This is a genomic window from Gibbsiella quercinecans, assembly GCF_002291425.1.
Taxonomy (GTDB): domain Bacteria; phylum Pseudomonadota; class Gammaproteobacteria; order Enterobacterales; family Enterobacteriaceae; genus Gibbsiella; species Gibbsiella quercinecans.
The window spans coordinates 4,438,193-4,454,903 of the sequence record NZ_CP014136.1 but is presented as its reverse complement, the minus strand read 5'-3'; the positions used below and the strand labels follow the sequence as shown (position 1 = coordinate 4,454,903).

Sequence of the window (16,711 nt, the reverse complement as noted above, 5' to 3'; positions counted from 1 at the left end):
GAGCATACCCATGAATGTAGAGACATCCAGCCAAGCGCAAAACGTCGACCAACAGGAAATCGCCAAGTTTGAGGCCGTGGCCTCGCGCTGGTGGGATTTGGAAGGGGAATTCAAACCGCTGCACCGCATTAACCCGCTGCGCCTGGCGTACATCATGCAGCGCGCCGGCGGCATCTTCGGCAAGACCGTGCTCGACGTCGGCTGCGGCGGCGGCATCCTGGCCGAGAGTATGGCGCAGGAAGGCGCGCGGGTCACCGGCCTGGATATGGGCGCGGAGCCGCTGCAGGTGGCGCGCCTGCACGCGCTGGAAAGCGGTGTCAACGTCACCTATACCCAGGAAACGGTGGAAAGCCATGCCCATGCCAACCCACAACAATACGATCTGGTGACCTGCATGGAAATGCTGGAGCACGTGCCGGATCCGGCCTCGGTGGTGCGCGCCTGCGCTCACCTGGTAAAACCGGGCGGCCATGTATTCTTCTCCACCATCAACCGCAATACCAAGGCCTGGCTGATGGCGGTGATCGGCGCCGAGTATATTCTCAAGATGGTGCCGCAGGGCACGCACGATCATAAAAAGTTTATTCGCCCGTCTGAACTGATCGGTTGGGTCGACAGCACCCCGCTGCGGGAAAAACACATGATCGGCCTGCATTACAACCCGATCACCGATCGCTTCAAGCTTGGCCGCAACGTGGACGTCAACTATATGGTGCATACCCAGCGCGAAGGTTGTTAATGCTCCCCATATCGTCGCCGATGGGGTCTATAGTAAATAGACCCATCACACATGCTTACCCGGTGCCCGCCGGAAAAAACGGCGGGCGGCAGTTTTTTTATAATATTAAACCAGATCAATATGCCGTTTTTTTCTAATGTTTAAGAAAGCGGCAAACGATCATGTTTTTTAGCAAATCAGCAAAATCCTATCCTGCTTATTGACAACAGCGCCATGCCAGACACGGCGCGCATTGCGGAGCGGGCATAACATTTTGCCCCCAAGTTATCCACAAAACAGGCCGTTTCTGTTCACTTGCCAAGGCCCTTTTTTCTCACTATCTTGACGCCTCTACCACCTATAACCCCTATATATAGTGTTTACATACTGAGCAGAGCGACTACACTTCTGCCTGGCAGACATTATACGGAAAACAGCATATGAACCAGAGTCTACTTGTTACTAAGCGCGATGGCCGCAAAGAGCGCATCAATCTTGATAAAATTCACCGGGTCATCGACTGGGCCGCAGAAGGTTTAAATAACGTCTCGGTTTCTCAAGTAGCATTGCGTTCCCATATTCAGTTTTACGACGGCATCAAGACCGCCGATATCCATGAAACCATCATCAAGGCGGCGGCCGATCTGATCTCACGCGATGCGCCGGATTACCAATACCTGGCCGCACGCCTGGCCATCTTCCACCTGCGTAAAAAAGCCTACGGCAAGTTCGAGCCGCCGAAGCTGTATGCGCACGTGACCCGCATGGTCGAGATGGGCAAGTACGATAAGCATCTGCTGGAAGACTACAGCACTGAAGAGTTCGAGCAGATGGACGGTTTTATCGATCACTGGCGTGACATGAACTTCTCCTATGCCGCCGTCAAGCAGTTGGAAGGGAAGTACCTGGCGCAGAACCGCGTTACCGGCGAAATCTACGAGAGCGCGCAGTTCCTGTACATTCTGGTGGCAGCCTGCCTGTTCTCCGGCTACCCGCGCGCTACGCGTCTGGATTACGTCAAACGTTTCTACGACGCGATCTCGACCTTCAAGATCTCGCTGCCGACGCCAATTATGTCCGGCGTGCGTACCCCTACCCGCCAGTTCAGCTCCTGTGTGCTGATCGAATGCGGCGACAGCTTGGATTCGATTAACGCGACCTCCAGCGCGATCGTGAAATACGTCTCCCAACGCGCCGGCATCGGCATCAACGCCGGCCGTATTCGCGCGCTGGGCAGCCCGATCCGTGGCGGTGAGGCTTTCCACACCGGCTGTATCCCGTTCTATAAACACTTCCAGACCGCGGTGAAATCCTGCTCCCAGGGCGGCGTGCGCGGCGGTGCCGCCACCCTGTTCTACCCAATGTGGCACCTGGAAGTCGAAAGCCTGCTGGTGTTGAAAAACAACCGCGGCGTGGAAGGCAACCGCGTGCGCCACATGGACTACGGCGTGCAGTTGAACCGCCTGATGTACCAGCGCCTGATCAAAGGCGGCGACATTACCCTGTTCAGCCCATCCGACGTGCCGGGGCTGTACGACGCCTTCTTCGCCGACCAGGACGAATTCGAACGTTTGTACACCCAGTATGAGCAAGACAGCAGCATCCGCCAAAAACGCGTGAAGGCCGTGGAGCTGTTCTCGCTGATGATGCAGGAACGCGCCTCTACCGGCCGTATCTATATTCAACACGTCGACCACTGCAATACCCACAGCCCGTTTGATCCGCAGATCGCTCCGGTGCGCCAGTCTAACCTGTGCCTGGAAATCGCCCTGCCGACCAAGCCGCTGGAAGACGTTAACGACGAAAACGGCGAAATCGCGCTGTGCACCCTGTCGGCGTTCAACCTGGGCGCGATTGACAGCCTGGACGATTTGGAAGAGCTGGCCACCCTCGCCGTGCGGGCGCTCGACGCCCTGCTCGATTACCAGGACTACCCGATCCCGGCAGCCCGCCGTGGCGCGATGGGGCGCCGTACCCTGGGGATCGGTGTCATCAACTTCGCCTACTACCTGGCGAAAAACGGCGTGCGTTACTCCGACGGCAGCGCCAACGCCCTGACCCACAAAACCTTCGAGGCCATCCAGTACTATCTGCTGAAGGCGTCCAACCGCCTGGCCCAGGAACAGGGCGCTTGCCCGTGGTTCAACGAAACCACCTATGCGCAAGGCATCTTGCCGATCGACACCTACAAAAAAGACTTGAACGCCATCTGCGACGAGCCGCTGCATTACGACTGGGAAACGCTGCGTAAAGAAATCAAAGAAACCGGCCTGCGCAACTCGACCCTGTCTGCGCTGATGCCGTCGGAAACGTCTTCACAGATTTCCAATGCCACCAACGGTATTGAGCCGCCGCGCGGCCACATCAGCATCAAAGCGTCGAAAGACGGCATTCTGCGCCAGGTGGTGCCGGAATATGAGCGCCTGAAAGAGGCCTATGAATTGCTGTGGGAAATGCCGAACAACGACGGTTACCTGCAGCTGGTTGGCCTGATGCAGAAGTTTATCGATCAGTCGATCTCTGCCAACACCAACTACGATCCGGCTCGCTTCACAAACACCAAAGTGCCGATGAAGCAACTGCTGAAAGATCTGCTCACCGCCTATAAGTTCGGCGTTAAAACGCTGTACTATCAAAACACCCGTGACGGTGCTGATGATATTCAGGAAGACATGCTGCCGGCACAGGGCGGCGATGACGACTGTGAAGGCGGCGCCTGCAAAATTTAACATTCATGCGGCGGGCCGTAGTTATGCGGCCCTCTGGCGTTTTCCTCACCAGGGCCGGATCACTCCGGCCTGTCTGCGTGGGGCTGCAAAGGATTAAGGCTTATGGCATACACCACTTTTTCGCAAAATAAGAACGATCAACTGCTTGAGCCGATGTTTTTCGGCCAGTCGGTCAACGTGGCGCGTTTCGACCAGCAAAAACATGAAATCTTTGAAAAACTGATCGAAAAACAACTCTCCTTCTTCTGGCGCCCGGAAGAGGTGGACGTCTCACGCGATCGCATCGACTATCAGGCGCTGCCGGATCACGAAAAACACATTTTCATCAGCAACCTGAAGTACCAGACGCTGCTGGACTCCATCCAGGGCCGCAGCCCGAACGTGGCGCTGTTGCCGTTGATTTCCATCCCGGAGCTGGAAACCTGGATAGAAACCTGGTCGTTCTCGGAGACCATCCACTCCCGCTCCTACACCCACATCATCCGCAATATCGTCAACGATCCGGCGCTGGTGTTCGACGACATCGTCACCAACCAAGAGATCCTCAAGCGCGCGAAAGATATCTCCGGCTACTATGACGATCTGATCGAAATGACCGGCTATTATCATCTGCTGGGGGAAGGCAGCCATCAGGTGAACGGTAAAACCGTCAAGGTTGACCTGCGCTCGCTGAAAAAACAGCTTTACCTGTGCCTGATGAGCGTCAACGCGCTGGAAGCGATCCGCTTCTACGTCAGCTTCGCCTGCTCGTTCGCCTTTGCCGAGCGCGAACTGATGGAAGGCAACGCCAAAATCATCAAGCTGATCGCCCGTGACGAAGCCCTGCACCTGACCGGTACCCAGCATATGCTGAACCTGATGCGCGCCGGCAGCGATGATCCGGAAATGGCGGAAATCGCCGTTGAGTGCCAGCAAGAGTGCTACGATCTGTTCCTGAAAGCAGCATTGCAGGAAAAAGAGTGGGCTGAATATCTGTTCAGCGGCGGCTCAATGATCGGCCTGAACAAAGAGATCCTCTGCCAGTATGTGGAATACATCACCAACATCCGCATGCAGGCGGTTGGCCTGAGCCTGCCGTTTGAAACCCGATCCAACCCGATCCCGTGGATCAACGCCTGGCTGGTTTCCGATAACGTGCAGGTTGCCCCACAGGAAGTCGAAGTGAGCTCTTACCTGGTCGGCCAGATCGATTCCGAAGTCAACGCCGACGATCTGAGCGATTTCGAACTGTAATACTCGCCCAGGGAGGGATGCCTTTACCATTATGGCAACGTCAACCGTAACGCTGCGCGCCACCGGCGCGCAGTTGGCCTGCCCGGACAGCGAACACTGCCTGCTTGATGCGCTGGAGCGGCATAATGTTCAGGTGGAATACCAATGCCGCTCCGGATACTGCGGCTCCTGCCGCTTGAAGCTGGTGAAAGGCCAGGTCGCCTATCGCCAGCAGCCGCTGGCGTTTATCAATGACGGTGAGATCCTGCCCTGCTGCTGTATGCCGCTGGCGGATATCGAACTGGAAATCTGAAACGCCTCTGTACGCCCCGCCCGTTTCCCGACGCGGGGCGTGCCGGATCCTTTCCTGCCGTTAACCAATACGCTCCACCACATCCAGCCAGCTATAGTTGCCGCACGCATTGCCCCCTTGCAACCAACGGCGCAGCATATCCAGCGCCAACATCGCCACCGATTCCTGGCGCAGGCTCAACCCGTGGCGCGCCGCGCGATATTGTACCGTCTGGGCAAATTCGCCCTGCGGCGTATACAGCGCGATATTGATCCGTTCGTCGACCATCGCGCCGACCGCCAGCGCCAGCGGCGCCCCGGCAAGCTGCGCCAAAGAGCGGGCGCGCGCCAGCACCGTGGGCAAATCCTCGATGCAATGGCTGGGCAACAGTTCGCCGCCCGCCAGCGGCGTGCCGGCGGTTTGCAACTGCAGATTGATGAGGCCGGCACTGAATTGCTCGCTGAGCGCCAGGTGCAGCCCACGCTGTTGCAGCGTTTGCGCCAACAATCCCGGTAGGCCGATGGTGCCTTCGAAAATAGTGTTATCGCCCGCAACGGCGCGCACCCGCTCCCATGCGGTTTCCATCGCCGCCCGCTGCTCCGCCGGCCCGGTTAACTTCAGCTCAATAATCGGGCTGGATGAGCGGTAACCGAGCATCACGCCCGCCGGCAACGCCATACCATCCAGCTCGGCGGCCAGATCGCTTTCCGAGGTGCCAAAGGTGGTCAAACGCAGGCACAGCGGCGGCTCGGGCAAGGTAAAGCGCTGGCGCAGGCGCGGCACAATCTGTTCCGCCACCATCACCTTAAATTCTGACGGCACGCCGGGGGTGAAGAACATCAGACACTTATTCAGCGTCAACGCAAAACCACAGGCGGTGCCGACTCGGTTATCAAGCATCTCCGCATTGGCCGGGATCTGCGCCTGTTTACGGTTGGACGCCGCCATCGGGCGCCCGCGTTCGGCAAAATAGGCGGTCATGCGCGCCAGCCATTCAGGGTGCTCAACCAACGCCACGCCGCAGGCATTAGCCGCCGCCAGCGCGCTGAGATCGTCACTGGTCGGCCCCAGGCCGCCGTTAACAATCAGCACGTCCGCGACGTGGCTGCGCTCCTGCAGCGTTTCCACCAGCGAAGACAAATTATCCCCCACCGTTTCACGCCCGCTCATCGGTAAGCCCTGTTGGAACAGGTAATCCGCCAGCCAGGCCGCGTTGGTATCGATAATTTGCCCATATAGCACTTCATCGCCAGTGCTTAACATCTCCACCCTTAACATTGCTCTCTCCTGCATTTTTTGTTTTACCCACTATAGATGGCTGTAAACAACTTTTCACCCGTCACGACCCCTTCACGGCGGCCAGATCCATTACCCCCTTAATCGTAAATATAAATTTACATGCCATGTAACGCCGGTTTGACAGAAAATAATCGTTCCTCTATTCTGCCGCCCTGCAATGAGTTACTGATTATGTTGCCAAAATAGGCGGCGGTAGAGAAAAACGTGAAGAATCGCACCCTTGGTAGTATTTTTATCGTCGCCGGCACCACTATCGGCGCCGGTATGCTGGCGATGCCGCTGGCGGCGGCCGGCGTTGGGTTTGGCGTCACCCTGGCGCTGCTGATCGGGCTGTGGCTGCTGATGTGCTATACCGCATTGCTATTGGTGGAAGTGTACCAGCACCACCCGGCGGAAACCGGCCTAGGTACGCTGGCACGGCGTTATCTTGGCAGCGGCGGCCAATGGCTGACCAGTTTCAGCATGATGTTCCTGATGTATGCCCTCACCGCGGCCTACATTAGCGGCGCCGGCGAATTGCTGGCCGCCAGCATCAGCCAATGGACGGCCCGCAACGTGCCGGCCGTCTTTGGCGTGGTGCTGTTTACCCTGGTGGCGGGCGGCGTGGTGTGCATCGGCACGCATTCCGTCGATCTGTTCAACCGCATTCTGTTCAGCGCCAAAGTGTTCCTGCTGGTGGTCATGCTGGCGTTAATGTTGCCCAATATTCACCGGGCCAACCTGCTGACGCTGCCGCTGGGGCAAGGCCTGACGCTCTCGGCAATCCCGGTGATCCTTACTGCGTTTGGTTTCCACGGCAGCGTGCCCAGCGTGGTGAATTACATGGGCGGCAATATCCGCCGGCTGCGCTGGGTGTTTATCATCGGCAGCGCAATCCCGCTGATTGCCTATATTTTCTGGCAGTTGGCCACGCTCGGCAGCATCAGCTCGCAAACGTTTGTCGGTATACTGGCGCAGCAGGCGGGGCTGAACGGGCTGTTGCAGGCCGTACGCGATGTGGTGGCTTCCACGCATGTAGAATTGGCGGTACACCTGTTCGCCGATCTGGCGCTGGCGACCTCGTTCCTTGGCGTGGCATTAGGGCTGTTCGATTTCCTGGCCGATCTGTGTAAACGCCGGAACACCGTACATGGCCGCCTGCAGACCGGGCTTATCACCTTTTTGCCGCCGCTGGCCTTTGCCTTATTTTATCCGCGCGGCTTCGTGCTGGCGCTGGGCTTCGCCGCCATTGCGCTATCGGTGCTGGCCTTGCTGTTGCCCACCTTGCTGGCCTGGAAAACCCGCCAACAACACCAGGCCGCCTACCGGGTGCGTGGCGGCCGCCCTGCGCTGGCGCTGGTGTTTGCCTGCGGCGTGTTAGTGATCGCCATTCAACTGGGCATCGCCGCCGGCCTGCTGCCCGCCGCCGGCTAACCCTCTTCCCCGGTTTGCCCTTCACGCCGCCCTGACGTCACCGACAGGGCGGCAATGTATTTTTTGCACCTGATCATCACCATCATCAACCCGGGTACGCGCCGGCAATGATAACCCACGCCTATTTGCTGCCGGCAAATAATAGGTCTACAACTAATAGGGAAAATTTAAACAGGCGATTAAGGAAAGCATGCCATTGCTTTAACGGCGCTACGGCGCATTACGGGATACAACCCGGCCACCCGTTCACGTTAACGATTTCACTGTGAAAAGTAAGGAGCAACTGATGAGCAAGAAAGGACTGACCACCGTCGCCGGCGCGCCGGTGGTGGATAATAATAATGTGATTACCGCCGGAAAGCGCGGCCCGATGCTGCTGCAAGACGTCTGGTTCCTGGAAAAACTGGCCCACTTCGACCGTGAAGTGATCCCGGAACGCCGCATGCACGCCAAAGGCTCCGGCGCCCACGGCACCTTCACCGTCACCCATGACATTACCCGCTATACCCGTGCGAAAATTTTCGCGGAAATCGGCAAACAAACCGAGATGTTCGTACGCTTCTCCACCGTCGCCGGTGAACGCGGCGCCGCCGATGCCGAGCGCGACATCCGTGGGTTCGCCATGAAGTACTACACCGAAGAAGGCAACTGGGATCTGGTGGGCAACGACACCCCGGTATTCTACCTGCGCGATCCGCTGAAATTCCCGGATCTGAACCACGTGGTAAAACGCGATCCGCGTACCAACCTGCGTAACCCGGTATACAAATGGGACTTTTTTTCCCATCTGCCGGAAGCCCTACACCAGTTGACCATTGATTTCAGCGACCGCGGCCTGCCTAAATCCTACCGCCATATGCACGGCTTCGGCAGCCACACCTACAGCTTTATCAATGCCAACAACGAACGTTTCTGGGTGAAATTCCACTTCCGTTGCCAACAGGGCATCGAAAACCTGATGGATGACGAGGCCGAAGCCATCGTCGCCAAAGACCGTGAAAGCTCACAGCGCGATCTGTTCGACGCCATTGAACGCGGCGACCACCCGCGCTGGAAGCTGCAAATCCAGATCATGCCGGAACATGAAGCCTCGCAGACCCCGTACAATCCGTTCGATCTGACCAAGGTATGGCCGCATGCGGATTACCCGTTGATTGACGTCGGCTTCTTTGAACTGAACCGCAACCCGGACAACTACTTCTCCGAAGTGGAACAGGTGGCGATGAACCCGGCCAACGTGGTACCGGGCATCAGCTTCTCGCCGGATAAAATGTTGCAGGGCCGCCTGTTCTCGTATGGCGACGCACACCGCTACCGCCTGGGCGTCAACCATCATCAGATCCCGGTCAACGCCGCAAAATGTCCGTTCCACAACTATCACCGCGACGGCGCGATGCGCGTTGACGGCAACAGCGGCAACGGCGCCACCTACGAACCCAACAGCTTTGGCGTGTTCCAGGAGCAGCCGGATTTCAGTGAACCGCCGTTGAGCATTGAAGGCGCGGCCGACCACTGGAACCACCGTGAAGACGAGGACTATTTCAGCCAACCGCGCGCCCTGTTCAACCTGCTGAGCGCCGAAGAGCACCAGCGCATGTTCACCCGCATTGCCGGTGAACTGTCGCAGGTGCCCGAGGCCATCCAGCGCCGCCAAATTGAACTGTTCACCAAAGTACACCCCGACTACGGCGCAGGCGTAGCCAAAGCGCTGGGCCTTTCATAAGGCGATAATCGCCGGTGCGTAAACGCGCCACAACAAAACGCCCCCGGCCTTGCGGCTGGGGGCGTTATACGTTTGAACGCCGCGATACGCCAACGGATTAGCGGATTGGCGAACCGGCGGGCAGTTGGCCGTGCTGGCGCTGCTGTTGCCGCTGCAATACTGGCAACAGCAGAGCAGCAACCAGCCCGAACAGCGCCGCAATCGACAGCCACACGCCCGGCATCGCCTTATTGCCGGTCGCGTGGATCAGGTAGCTGGCGATGGCCGGCGTAAAACCGCCAAACAGCGCGGTCGCCAGGCTGTAGGCCATGGAAAACCCGGTGGCGCGCACTTCCGCCGGCATCACTTCCGTCAGCGCCACCACCATCGCCGAGTTGTAGCTGGCATAGAGGAACGACAACCACAGTTCTGCTTCCAGCAGGTGGATAAAGCTCGGCGCGCTCACCAGCCAGCTCAACACCGGGTAGGCGGTCAGCAAGATCAGCACGGTGAACAACAGCAACAGCGGCCGGCGCCCCACCTTATCCGAGACGCTGCCCATCACCGGCAGCCAGAACAGGTTGGACAACCCCACGCACAGCGTCACGATAAAGCTTTGCTGCTCGCTGAACTGCAATACGGTTTTACCGTAGGTCGGCGTGAAGGCGGTGATCATGTAAAAAGCCACCGTGGTGGTCACCACCATCATCATCCCCACCAGCACAATCGGCCAGTTGCTGGCCACCGAGCGGGTGATTTCCCCCATCGACGGGTGATGGCGGCGCTGACGGAATGCGTCGGTTTCTTCCAGCATCCGGCGGATCCAGAACAGGAACGGCACAATCATGCAGCCGACGAAGAACGGAATGCGCCAGCCCCAATCCGACATGATGGTTTTGCCCAACCAATGGTTCAATGCCACCCCAAGCAATGCGGCGAACACCACCGCAATCTGCTGGCTGGCGGATTGCCAGCTAACATAGAAACCCTTTTTCCCTTCTGGCGCGATTTCAGACAGATAAACGGAAACGCCGCCCAGCTCCACCCCGGCGGAGAAGCCCTGCAGCAAACGCCCAACCAGCACCAGTATCGGTGCTAATACGCCAATGCTGTGATAGCCGGGCACACAGGCGATGGTCAGCGTACCGATGGCCATTAACCCCAGGGTGATCAGCAGCCCCTTGCGCCGGCCATGGTGATCGATATAGGCCCCCAGCACCATGGCCCCCAACGGGCGCATCAGGAAGCCGGCACCGAAGGTCATCAAGGTTAACATCAGGGAAGCGAACGGATTGGAACCGGGGAAAAAAGTGCCGGCAATGGCGCTGGCATAGTAGCCAAACACCATGAAATCATACATTTCAAGAAAGTTGCCGCTGGTAACGCGGAAAATATTCTTGGCATTCCCCTGCCGTGCGGCGGCAGGCCGGGTGTGTTTTGCTAACATACTGGCAGCTCCTGTTAATTTATTATTAAATAATTAACATCTGTTTATCATCTGCCACTGTGATCGCGCCGACACTTTCCCCCCAGGCGGGGAAAATTTCAGTAACACAATGTAAATCAAAAGGTTATGGTTTTTATGCCGTTTATGGTTTTAATGGTGTTAATCCCTGCCGGCGCCTTTAGCCGCCGCAGCGTTGCCCGCTTTGCAGTACCCCCTCCGCCCAGGCTTGCACCTGCCGCCGGGCGATTTTAATCCCGCCGGTTTTCAACTGCGCCGGCAGCGGCAGCAACGCCACCGGCCGCTGGAAGTTCGCCAATTTATCTTGCGCCCATGCCAGTAGCGCCGGCAAAGACAGCGCCGCATCCCCGTCAAACACCGCCACCGGGCGCTGACCAAATTCCGCATCGTCCACCGGCACCACAAACACCTGCTCTATCTTTGGATGGGCCGCCAGCACACGCTCCACGTCTTCCGGCTGCACCCCTTCGCCGCCGCTGAAAAACAGGTTATCCAGCCGCCCAAGGATGCGCAGTTCGCCGTCGGCCATCACGCCGCGATCGCGGGTGTGAAACCAGCCCTGACTATCGACAATCGGCTGCAGCGCGCCATCGCGCCAATACCCCAGCGCCAGGCTGGCGCCGCGTACCCACACTTCCTGATCCACCAGTCTGATCTCACGGCCATGCAGCGGCAGCCCGACGCCCGGCAGCGCATCGGCGCGTTTGCCGCAGACGGTTGACGCCAGCTCGGTCAGGCCATAGCCGCACCAGCAGCGGATGCCCGCCGCCTCTGCCCGTTCGGTAAGTTCCACCGGGATCATGGCGCCGCCCAACAGCACATCGGTTAACCCCGGCGCACGCCGGGGTTCAGCCAGCAAACGCCAGAGCTGGGTTGGCACCAGCGACGCATGGCTGCAGCCAGCCAGCGCATCGGCCAGCGGCAGCCGATCACGCACCACCAGCCGGGCGCCCGCCGCCAGCCAGCGCCAGACGATCCCCTGCCCAGAAACGTGGAACAGCGGCAGCGACAGCAACCAGCTGTCCTGCGCCCGGAAGTTCATCAGCCGCAGCACCCCTTGCGCACTGGCCAAATGCCCCTGATAGCTGTGCACCGCGGCTTTCGGCAGCCCATTGGAGCCGGAGGTCAGCGTCAGGGTGGCTAAACGATCGGCAGCCCACGCCAGCGGCGGCGAGGATACGGCCGTTGACCGCGGCGCCAACGGCCGTATTGAATCAGGCAACGACGGCGCGCCGTCTGGGCAATAGGCCAAAGAGATATTCAATGCCGGCAGCAACGTGGCCAGCAGCGCCGGCGGCAACGCCGGGTTCAGCGGCAGCAGCCGGGCGCCGCACTGCAGCAGCGCCAGATAGGCCAACAGCAACGGGTAGCTGTTTTTGCCGCACAGCGCCACGCCGATGCCGGGGCTAACCCCCTGCTGCCGGAATGCCGCTGCCAGTTGCACCACCTGTTGTTGCAAAGCGTGCCAACTGACGGCCTGTTGGCCCACCAGCAACGCCGTAGCCTGCGGCCGGTGCTGCGCCCAATAGCGCCACGGCCAGTCGGTCAACTGCGCCATACGCACTCCAGCTCGGCTTCGCCCTGCACGGGCAATGCGCTGCCGGGCCATGGACGCAGCAGCTGCGCCTGCATCAAATGCAATGTGTCCAGGCCCGGTACGGTGCCCGGCGTCAGCCACTGGGCCAGCCGCGCCAGTTGGGTCAGCCCCAGGCTGGATTCAATGCTGGAGCTGATCACCGCCGTCAGCCCGGCCTGATGCGCCTGCGTTACCAGCGCGCGGCAGCGTGCCAGGCTGCCGACCAGCGTCGGCTTGATCACAATCGCCGCGACGCCAGGCTCGGCCTGCACGACGAAATCGGCGTCTCGCACGCTTTCATCCCAGGCAATGGCAATACCGGTTTCCTGCGCAAAAGCACGCGACTCATCGCGGGTTTTGCACGGTTCTTCCAGAAAAGCGATACGATCGCGCCAGGCGGGATTGACGTATTTGGCGAAGCCTTGTGCCTTGGCCAGCGGCCAACTGCGGTTGGCGTCCAGCCGCAGTTTCAGATCCGGCAGCGCTTCCAGCAACATATTAACGATCATGCCGTCGCGCACCGCTTCATACAGCCCGACCTTCACTTTGGCGATCTTCTCCCCTGGCAGCGCCGCCAGCAGCGCGAACAGCGCATCGGGATCGCCGGTGCACAATGGCGCCGTGCGGTAATCCGCCTGCGGCGGCAACGCCCCGCTTAGCTCCGCCAGCGCGCAACTGGTGCCGAACGCCACCGCCGGCAGGTCGCTTTCCACCGGTTGCTGGCCGCATAGCCAAACCGGCAGCCACGCCAGCAGCGCGCTTTGCGCCTCGGCCAGCGTTTCCTGGCTAAAACCCGGCAGCGGCGCGATCTCTCCCCAGCCTTGCTGCTCACCCTGTTGCAGGTGCAGCAGCAGGCCGTCGCGGGTTTTCAGCCGTTGGTTGCGCAGCACCACGCCGGCTTCCATCGGCAGTTGATAACGGTATAGCGCCGCGCTGCGGATTAGCTTATCCATCAAGGGTTACGCTTGAATTTGCTGAAGTCTGGCTGGCGTTTTTCATTGAATGCGTTGCGCCCCTCCTGGCCTTCGTCGGTCATGTAAAACAGCATGGTGGCGTTGCCCGCCAGCTCTTGCAAACCGGCCTGCCCGTCACAGTCGGCGTTCAGCGCCGCCTTCAGGCAGCGCAATGCCATCGGGCTGTTTTGCAGCATTTCACGGCACCAGCGCACAGTTTCTTTTTCCAGATCTGCCAGCGGCACCACGGTGTTCACCAGCCCCATATCCAGTGCCTGCGCGGCATCATATTGGCGGCACAGGAACCAGATTTCGCGCGCTTTTTTCTGGCCGACAATGCGCGCCATGTAAGAGGCGCCCCAGCCGCCATCGAACGAGCCGACCTTCGGCCCGGTCTGGCCAAAAATGGCATTGTCGGCGGCGATGGTTAGATCGCACATCATATGCAGCACATGGCCGCCGCCGATGGAATAGCCCGCCACCATCGCCACGATCGGCTTCGGGCAGGTGCGGATTTGGCGCTGGAAATCAAGCACGTTCAGATGGTGGACGCCGCTGGCGTCTTTGTAACCGCCGTAATCGCCGCGCACTTTCTGATCGCCGCCGGAGCAGAACGCTTTCTCGCCGGCGCCGGTAAGAATAATGGTGCCAATGCCGTCGTCATAGCGGGCGTTGGCCAACGCTTCCAGCATCTCTTTCACCGTCAACGGGCGAAAAGCATTACGCACCTGCGGGCGGTTGATGGTGATTTTGGCAATCCCGTCGCTGGATTTGTGATACAGGATATCCTCGAAATCACCACTGCAGTCTTGCCATTCAATCGGCGCGTAAAGCTGTTGTTCATCTGGGTAGAGCATGTTCTGTTCCTTCAAACGGGGTTATCGAGAAAATGATGCAATTGGGCGACGAAATCCTGCGGGTTGCCCAGGTGGGCGTTGTGCCCGGCCTGCGGCACAATGCCCAACGGCAACCCGGCTTCGCGCACCAACGCCTGAAATTTATGATCGCTGTCGCCGCAGAGTACGCGCAGCGGCACCGGCAGTTGGCGCAGTTGGTCGCCCAGGTAAGGCTGGCGCCCAAGCGAGGTGGCTTCAAGCATGTCCGCCACCGCGGGGCCGTCGTTAACCGCCCGTACGGCAATCAGCGCTTCGCGATGCACGGTGCTGAGATCGGCAAACACCGGCTGCTGGTACCAATCGGCCAGCACGCGGGTAATGGGTTCATGGCGAAAACGGCTGGCCCAGGCGGCGTCATGGGCGCTGCGCTGCTCGCGCAGGCTTTCACAGCCTAAACCGGGGTTGCCGCCTTCAATCACCACGCCCTGCAGACCAGTGTGGTTGCCCTGGCAGGCATGGTACATCGCAATGCGCCCGCCGAGCGAATAGCCCACCAGCCAGTACTTCTCAATACGGTAAAGCGCCAGCACCGCATTGATTTGCCGGCTGACATCGTCAAGACCGGTGCAGTGCTGGTTGGCCGAATCGCCATGGCCGGGCAGATCGATCGCCAGCGATGGCCACTGCGGGCAATGGCCGGCGATCACCCGCCACTCATTGTTATTACCAAGAAAACCATGTAACCACACCAGCCAGGGGCGATCGCCCTCACCGCTTTGCAATACTTTTGCTGCCAGCATCAGCCTGCCACCATTTGTTGTATCAGGTATTGCACCGCCTCTGCGCCATCGCTCGGCGATACCTGTAATTCAATCAGCGTAGCGCCGCTGTGGCGCCAGCCCTGCTCCACCGCCTGGCGTAACTGTTGCCAGTCGGCCGGGCAGTCATAGTTAATCTGGAACATCGCCGCCGCGTGGCTAAACTCCACGTCCTGCGGCATGCAGTAGAAGCGCTGGCGCTCCGTTTCCGGGGTGGGTAATAGCGAAAATATCTGGCCCCCGTTATTGTTCACAACAATCAGCACCGTCGGCGCCGAGCAGTGGCGCAGTAGCGCCAGCGCATTCAAGTCATACAACGCGGAAAGATCGCCCACCAACGCCAGCGTGGGCTTGGCCGTGGCGCGCTGCACCCCAGCCGTCGTGGAAAGCAGCCCGTCAATGCCGCTGGCGCCGCGGTTGCTGAACACCGGGTAGCCCGGCGGCAACTGCGCCAGCGCATCAACCAACCGCACCACCAGGCTGTTGCCCAGAAACAGTTGGCCGTTTTCCGGCAGCAGTTGCGCCAGGCGATGCGCCAACAGTGCTTCGCCAAAGCGATCGCGCAGATAGCCGGTCACCAGCTCGTGGGTTTGCGCCGCGATGGCGGCCAGATCGTCGGCCCAGGGGGAACGCAACTGCGCCGGGTGCGCATCAAGCCATTGCCCCACCGGGCAACAAATACGCCGGCCGCGGTGCTGGGCGGGATCACGCTGCCCCGGCAGCGCGTCCACCAGCCAGTATTCTTGCGGCTGGCACTGCGCCTGCCATTGCAGCACGCGTTTGCCCGTCAGGCTGGCGCCAAATTGGATCACCAACTGGGCGTTGGCCAGGATGCCCTTGGCTTGCGGGCGCGCCAGCCACAAATCGGCACACGGCAACGGCTGCCCGGTCTGCGACAGCACATCGCCAATCAGCGGCCACCCCAGCATCTCGGCCCAGGCCGCCAGTTGCTCGCCTTCTTCTGCGCTGATGCGCCCGGCCACAATCACCCCGCGTTTCTGGCGCCAAAAATGCCAGTCAGGCTGCTTCGCCACGCTCAGCGTGGCCGGGGTGCAAAGCCAGGGGCGACGATCGTGCCACCAATTGCCTAATTCAGCCGACCAGGCCGCATAGTGTTGTTCGTCACCGCCGTACAACGGCTCGGCGAACGGGCAATTGATATGCAGGACGCCATGGGCCAGGTTCGCCATGGCGTTGTCCACGGTGGCGACCAGCCAGCGCGCCGGAATATCCGGGGTGGGCCGCGGCAAATCTATCGCCTGCGCCGGGTGGCCGGCATACAGGCCGTGCTGGCGGATCGCCTGGTTGGCGCCACAGTCGATCAGCTCAGGCGGGCGATCGGCCGTCAGGCAAACCAGGCGTTCGCCGGTGAGGCTGGCTTCAATGATGGCGGGATACAGGTTGGCAGCCGCCGTGCCGGAGGTGACGATCACCGCGACGGGCTCTTGCGATGCTTTCGCCAGGCCCAGCGCCAAATGGCCCAGGCCGCGCTCGTCAAAATGGGTATGGCAAATGAAGGCGGGGTTGGCCGCCGCCGCAAGCGTCAACGGCGTGGAACGCGATCCGGGGGCAATGCAGACATGCCGCACCCCATGCCGAGACAGCGCTTCCAATAACAACGCCGCCCAGCGGCGATTAAAAACACTTGTCGACATAGTCCGCTCACAAATCCGTTAACAGAATTATTTCTCTGGCATT

The 16,711-nt window shown here is 59.9% G+C and carries 13 protein-coding genes; 6 read left to right on the top strand and 7 right to left on the bottom strand.

Features of this window, described 5'->3' with window-relative positions:
• Positions 1–10: 10 nt before the first annotated feature.
• The 4 genes from ubiG (at position 11) to yfaE (ending at position 4,972) form a co-directional block, all read left to right on the top strand.
• A complete protein-coding gene (gene ubiG, locus ACN28Q_RS20335; RefSeq protein WP_095848002.1) occupies positions 11–739 on the top strand; it encodes a bifunctional 2-polyprenyl-6-hydroxyphenol methylase/3-demethylubiquinol 3-O-methyltransferase UbiG in 729 nt (242 codons plus the stop codon).
• A 419-nt stretch (positions 740–1,158) separates the two neighbouring features.
• Entirely contained in the window at positions 1,159–3,447 is a 2,289-nt protein-coding gene (gene nrdA / locus ACN28Q_RS20330) for a class 1a ribonucleoside-diphosphate reductase subunit alpha (protein WP_095848001.1), read from the top strand.
• A 102-nt stretch (positions 3,448–3,549) separates the two neighbouring features.
• Positions 3,550–4,680 (top strand): class Ia ribonucleoside-diphosphate reductase subunit beta, encoded by a 1,131-nt coding sequence (gene nrdB / locus ACN28Q_RS20325; RefSeq protein ID WP_095848000.1) that lies wholly within the window; start codon positions 3,550–3,552, stop codon positions 4,678–4,680.
• Positions 4,681–4,711: 31 nt separating this feature from the next.
• Positions 4,712–4,972, top strand: coding sequence for a class I ribonucleotide reductase maintenance protein YfaE (gene yfaE, locus ACN28Q_RS20320; RefSeq protein ID WP_095847999.1), 261 nt, complete (start codon positions 4,712–4,714; stop codon positions 4,970–4,972).
• 60 nt (positions 4,973–5,032) lie between these two features.
• Here yfaE and ACN28Q_RS20315 read toward each other — a convergent pair whose 3' ends face one another.
• Positions 5,033–6,229, bottom strand: a complete 1,197-nt coding sequence (locus ACN28Q_RS20315) for a nicotinamide mononucleotide deamidase-related protein YfaY (RefSeq protein WP_095847998.1) — start codon at positions 6,227–6,229, stop codon at positions 5,033–5,035.
• Between the two features lie 225 nt (positions 6,230–6,454).
• Here ACN28Q_RS20315 and tyrP point away from each other — a divergent pair, with 225 nt between their 5' ends.
• Together tyrP and ACN28Q_RS20305 are read left to right on the top strand one after the other, a co-directional pair.
• Complete coding sequence (gene tyrP, locus ACN28Q_RS20310; RefSeq protein WP_095847997.1) at positions 6,455–7,663, top strand: tyrosine transporter TyrP; 1,209 nt, start codon at positions 6,455–6,457, stop codon at positions 7,661–7,663.
• A gap of 286 nt (positions 7,664–7,949) precedes the next feature.
• Positions 7,950–9,386, top strand: a complete 1,437-nt coding sequence (locus ACN28Q_RS20305; protein ID WP_095847996.1) for a catalase — start codon at positions 7,950–7,952, stop codon at positions 9,384–9,386.
• 97 nt (positions 9,387–9,483) lie between these two features.
• Here ACN28Q_RS20305 and tcuC read toward each other — a convergent pair whose 3' ends face one another.
• From tcuC to menD, 6 genes are all read right to left on the bottom strand, one after another.
• Positions 9,484–10,812, bottom strand: a complete 1,329-nt coding sequence (gene tcuC / locus ACN28Q_RS20300) for an MFS transporter (protein ID WP_095847995.1) — start codon at positions 10,810–10,812, stop codon at positions 9,484–9,486.
• A 178-nt stretch (positions 10,813–10,990) separates the two neighbouring features.
• Positions 10,991–12,388, bottom strand: a complete 1,398-nt coding sequence (gene menE / locus ACN28Q_RS20295; RefSeq protein WP_095847994.1) for an o-succinylbenzoate--CoA ligase — start codon at positions 12,386–12,388, stop codon at positions 10,991–10,993.
• Positions 12,376–13,359, bottom strand: coding sequence for an o-succinylbenzoate synthase (gene menC, locus ACN28Q_RS20290; protein WP_095847993.1), 984 nt, complete (start codon positions 13,357–13,359; stop codon positions 12,376–12,378). Before menC ends, menE begins: the two co-directional genes overlap by 13 nt.
• Positions 13,359–14,216 carry a 1,4-dihydroxy-2-naphthoyl-CoA synthase gene (gene menB, locus ACN28Q_RS20285; RefSeq protein WP_095847992.1) on the bottom strand — a complete coding sequence of 286 codons (858 nt, stop codon included), beginning with the start codon at positions 14,214–14,216 and terminating at the stop codon, positions 13,359–13,361. The genes menC and menB overlap by 1 nt, the downstream gene beginning before the upstream one ends.
• Positions 14,217–14,227: 11 nt before the next feature.
• The gene (gene menH, locus ACN28Q_RS20280) at positions 14,228–14,995 is read right to left on the bottom strand and encodes a 2-succinyl-6-hydroxy-2,4-cyclohexadiene-1-carboxylate synthase (RefSeq protein WP_095847991.1); all 768 of its coding nucleotides are present in this window, start codon (positions 14,993–14,995) and stop codon (positions 14,228–14,230) included.
• On the bottom strand, positions 14,995–16,668 hold the full coding sequence (gene menD / locus ACN28Q_RS20275; protein WP_095847990.1) for a 2-succinyl-5-enolpyruvyl-6-hydroxy-3-cyclohexene-1-carboxylic-acid synthase: 1,674 nt from the start codon (positions 16,666–16,668) through the stop codon (positions 14,995–14,997). Before menD ends, menH begins: the two co-directional genes overlap by 1 nt.
• Positions 16,669–16,711: the final 43 nt, after the last annotated feature.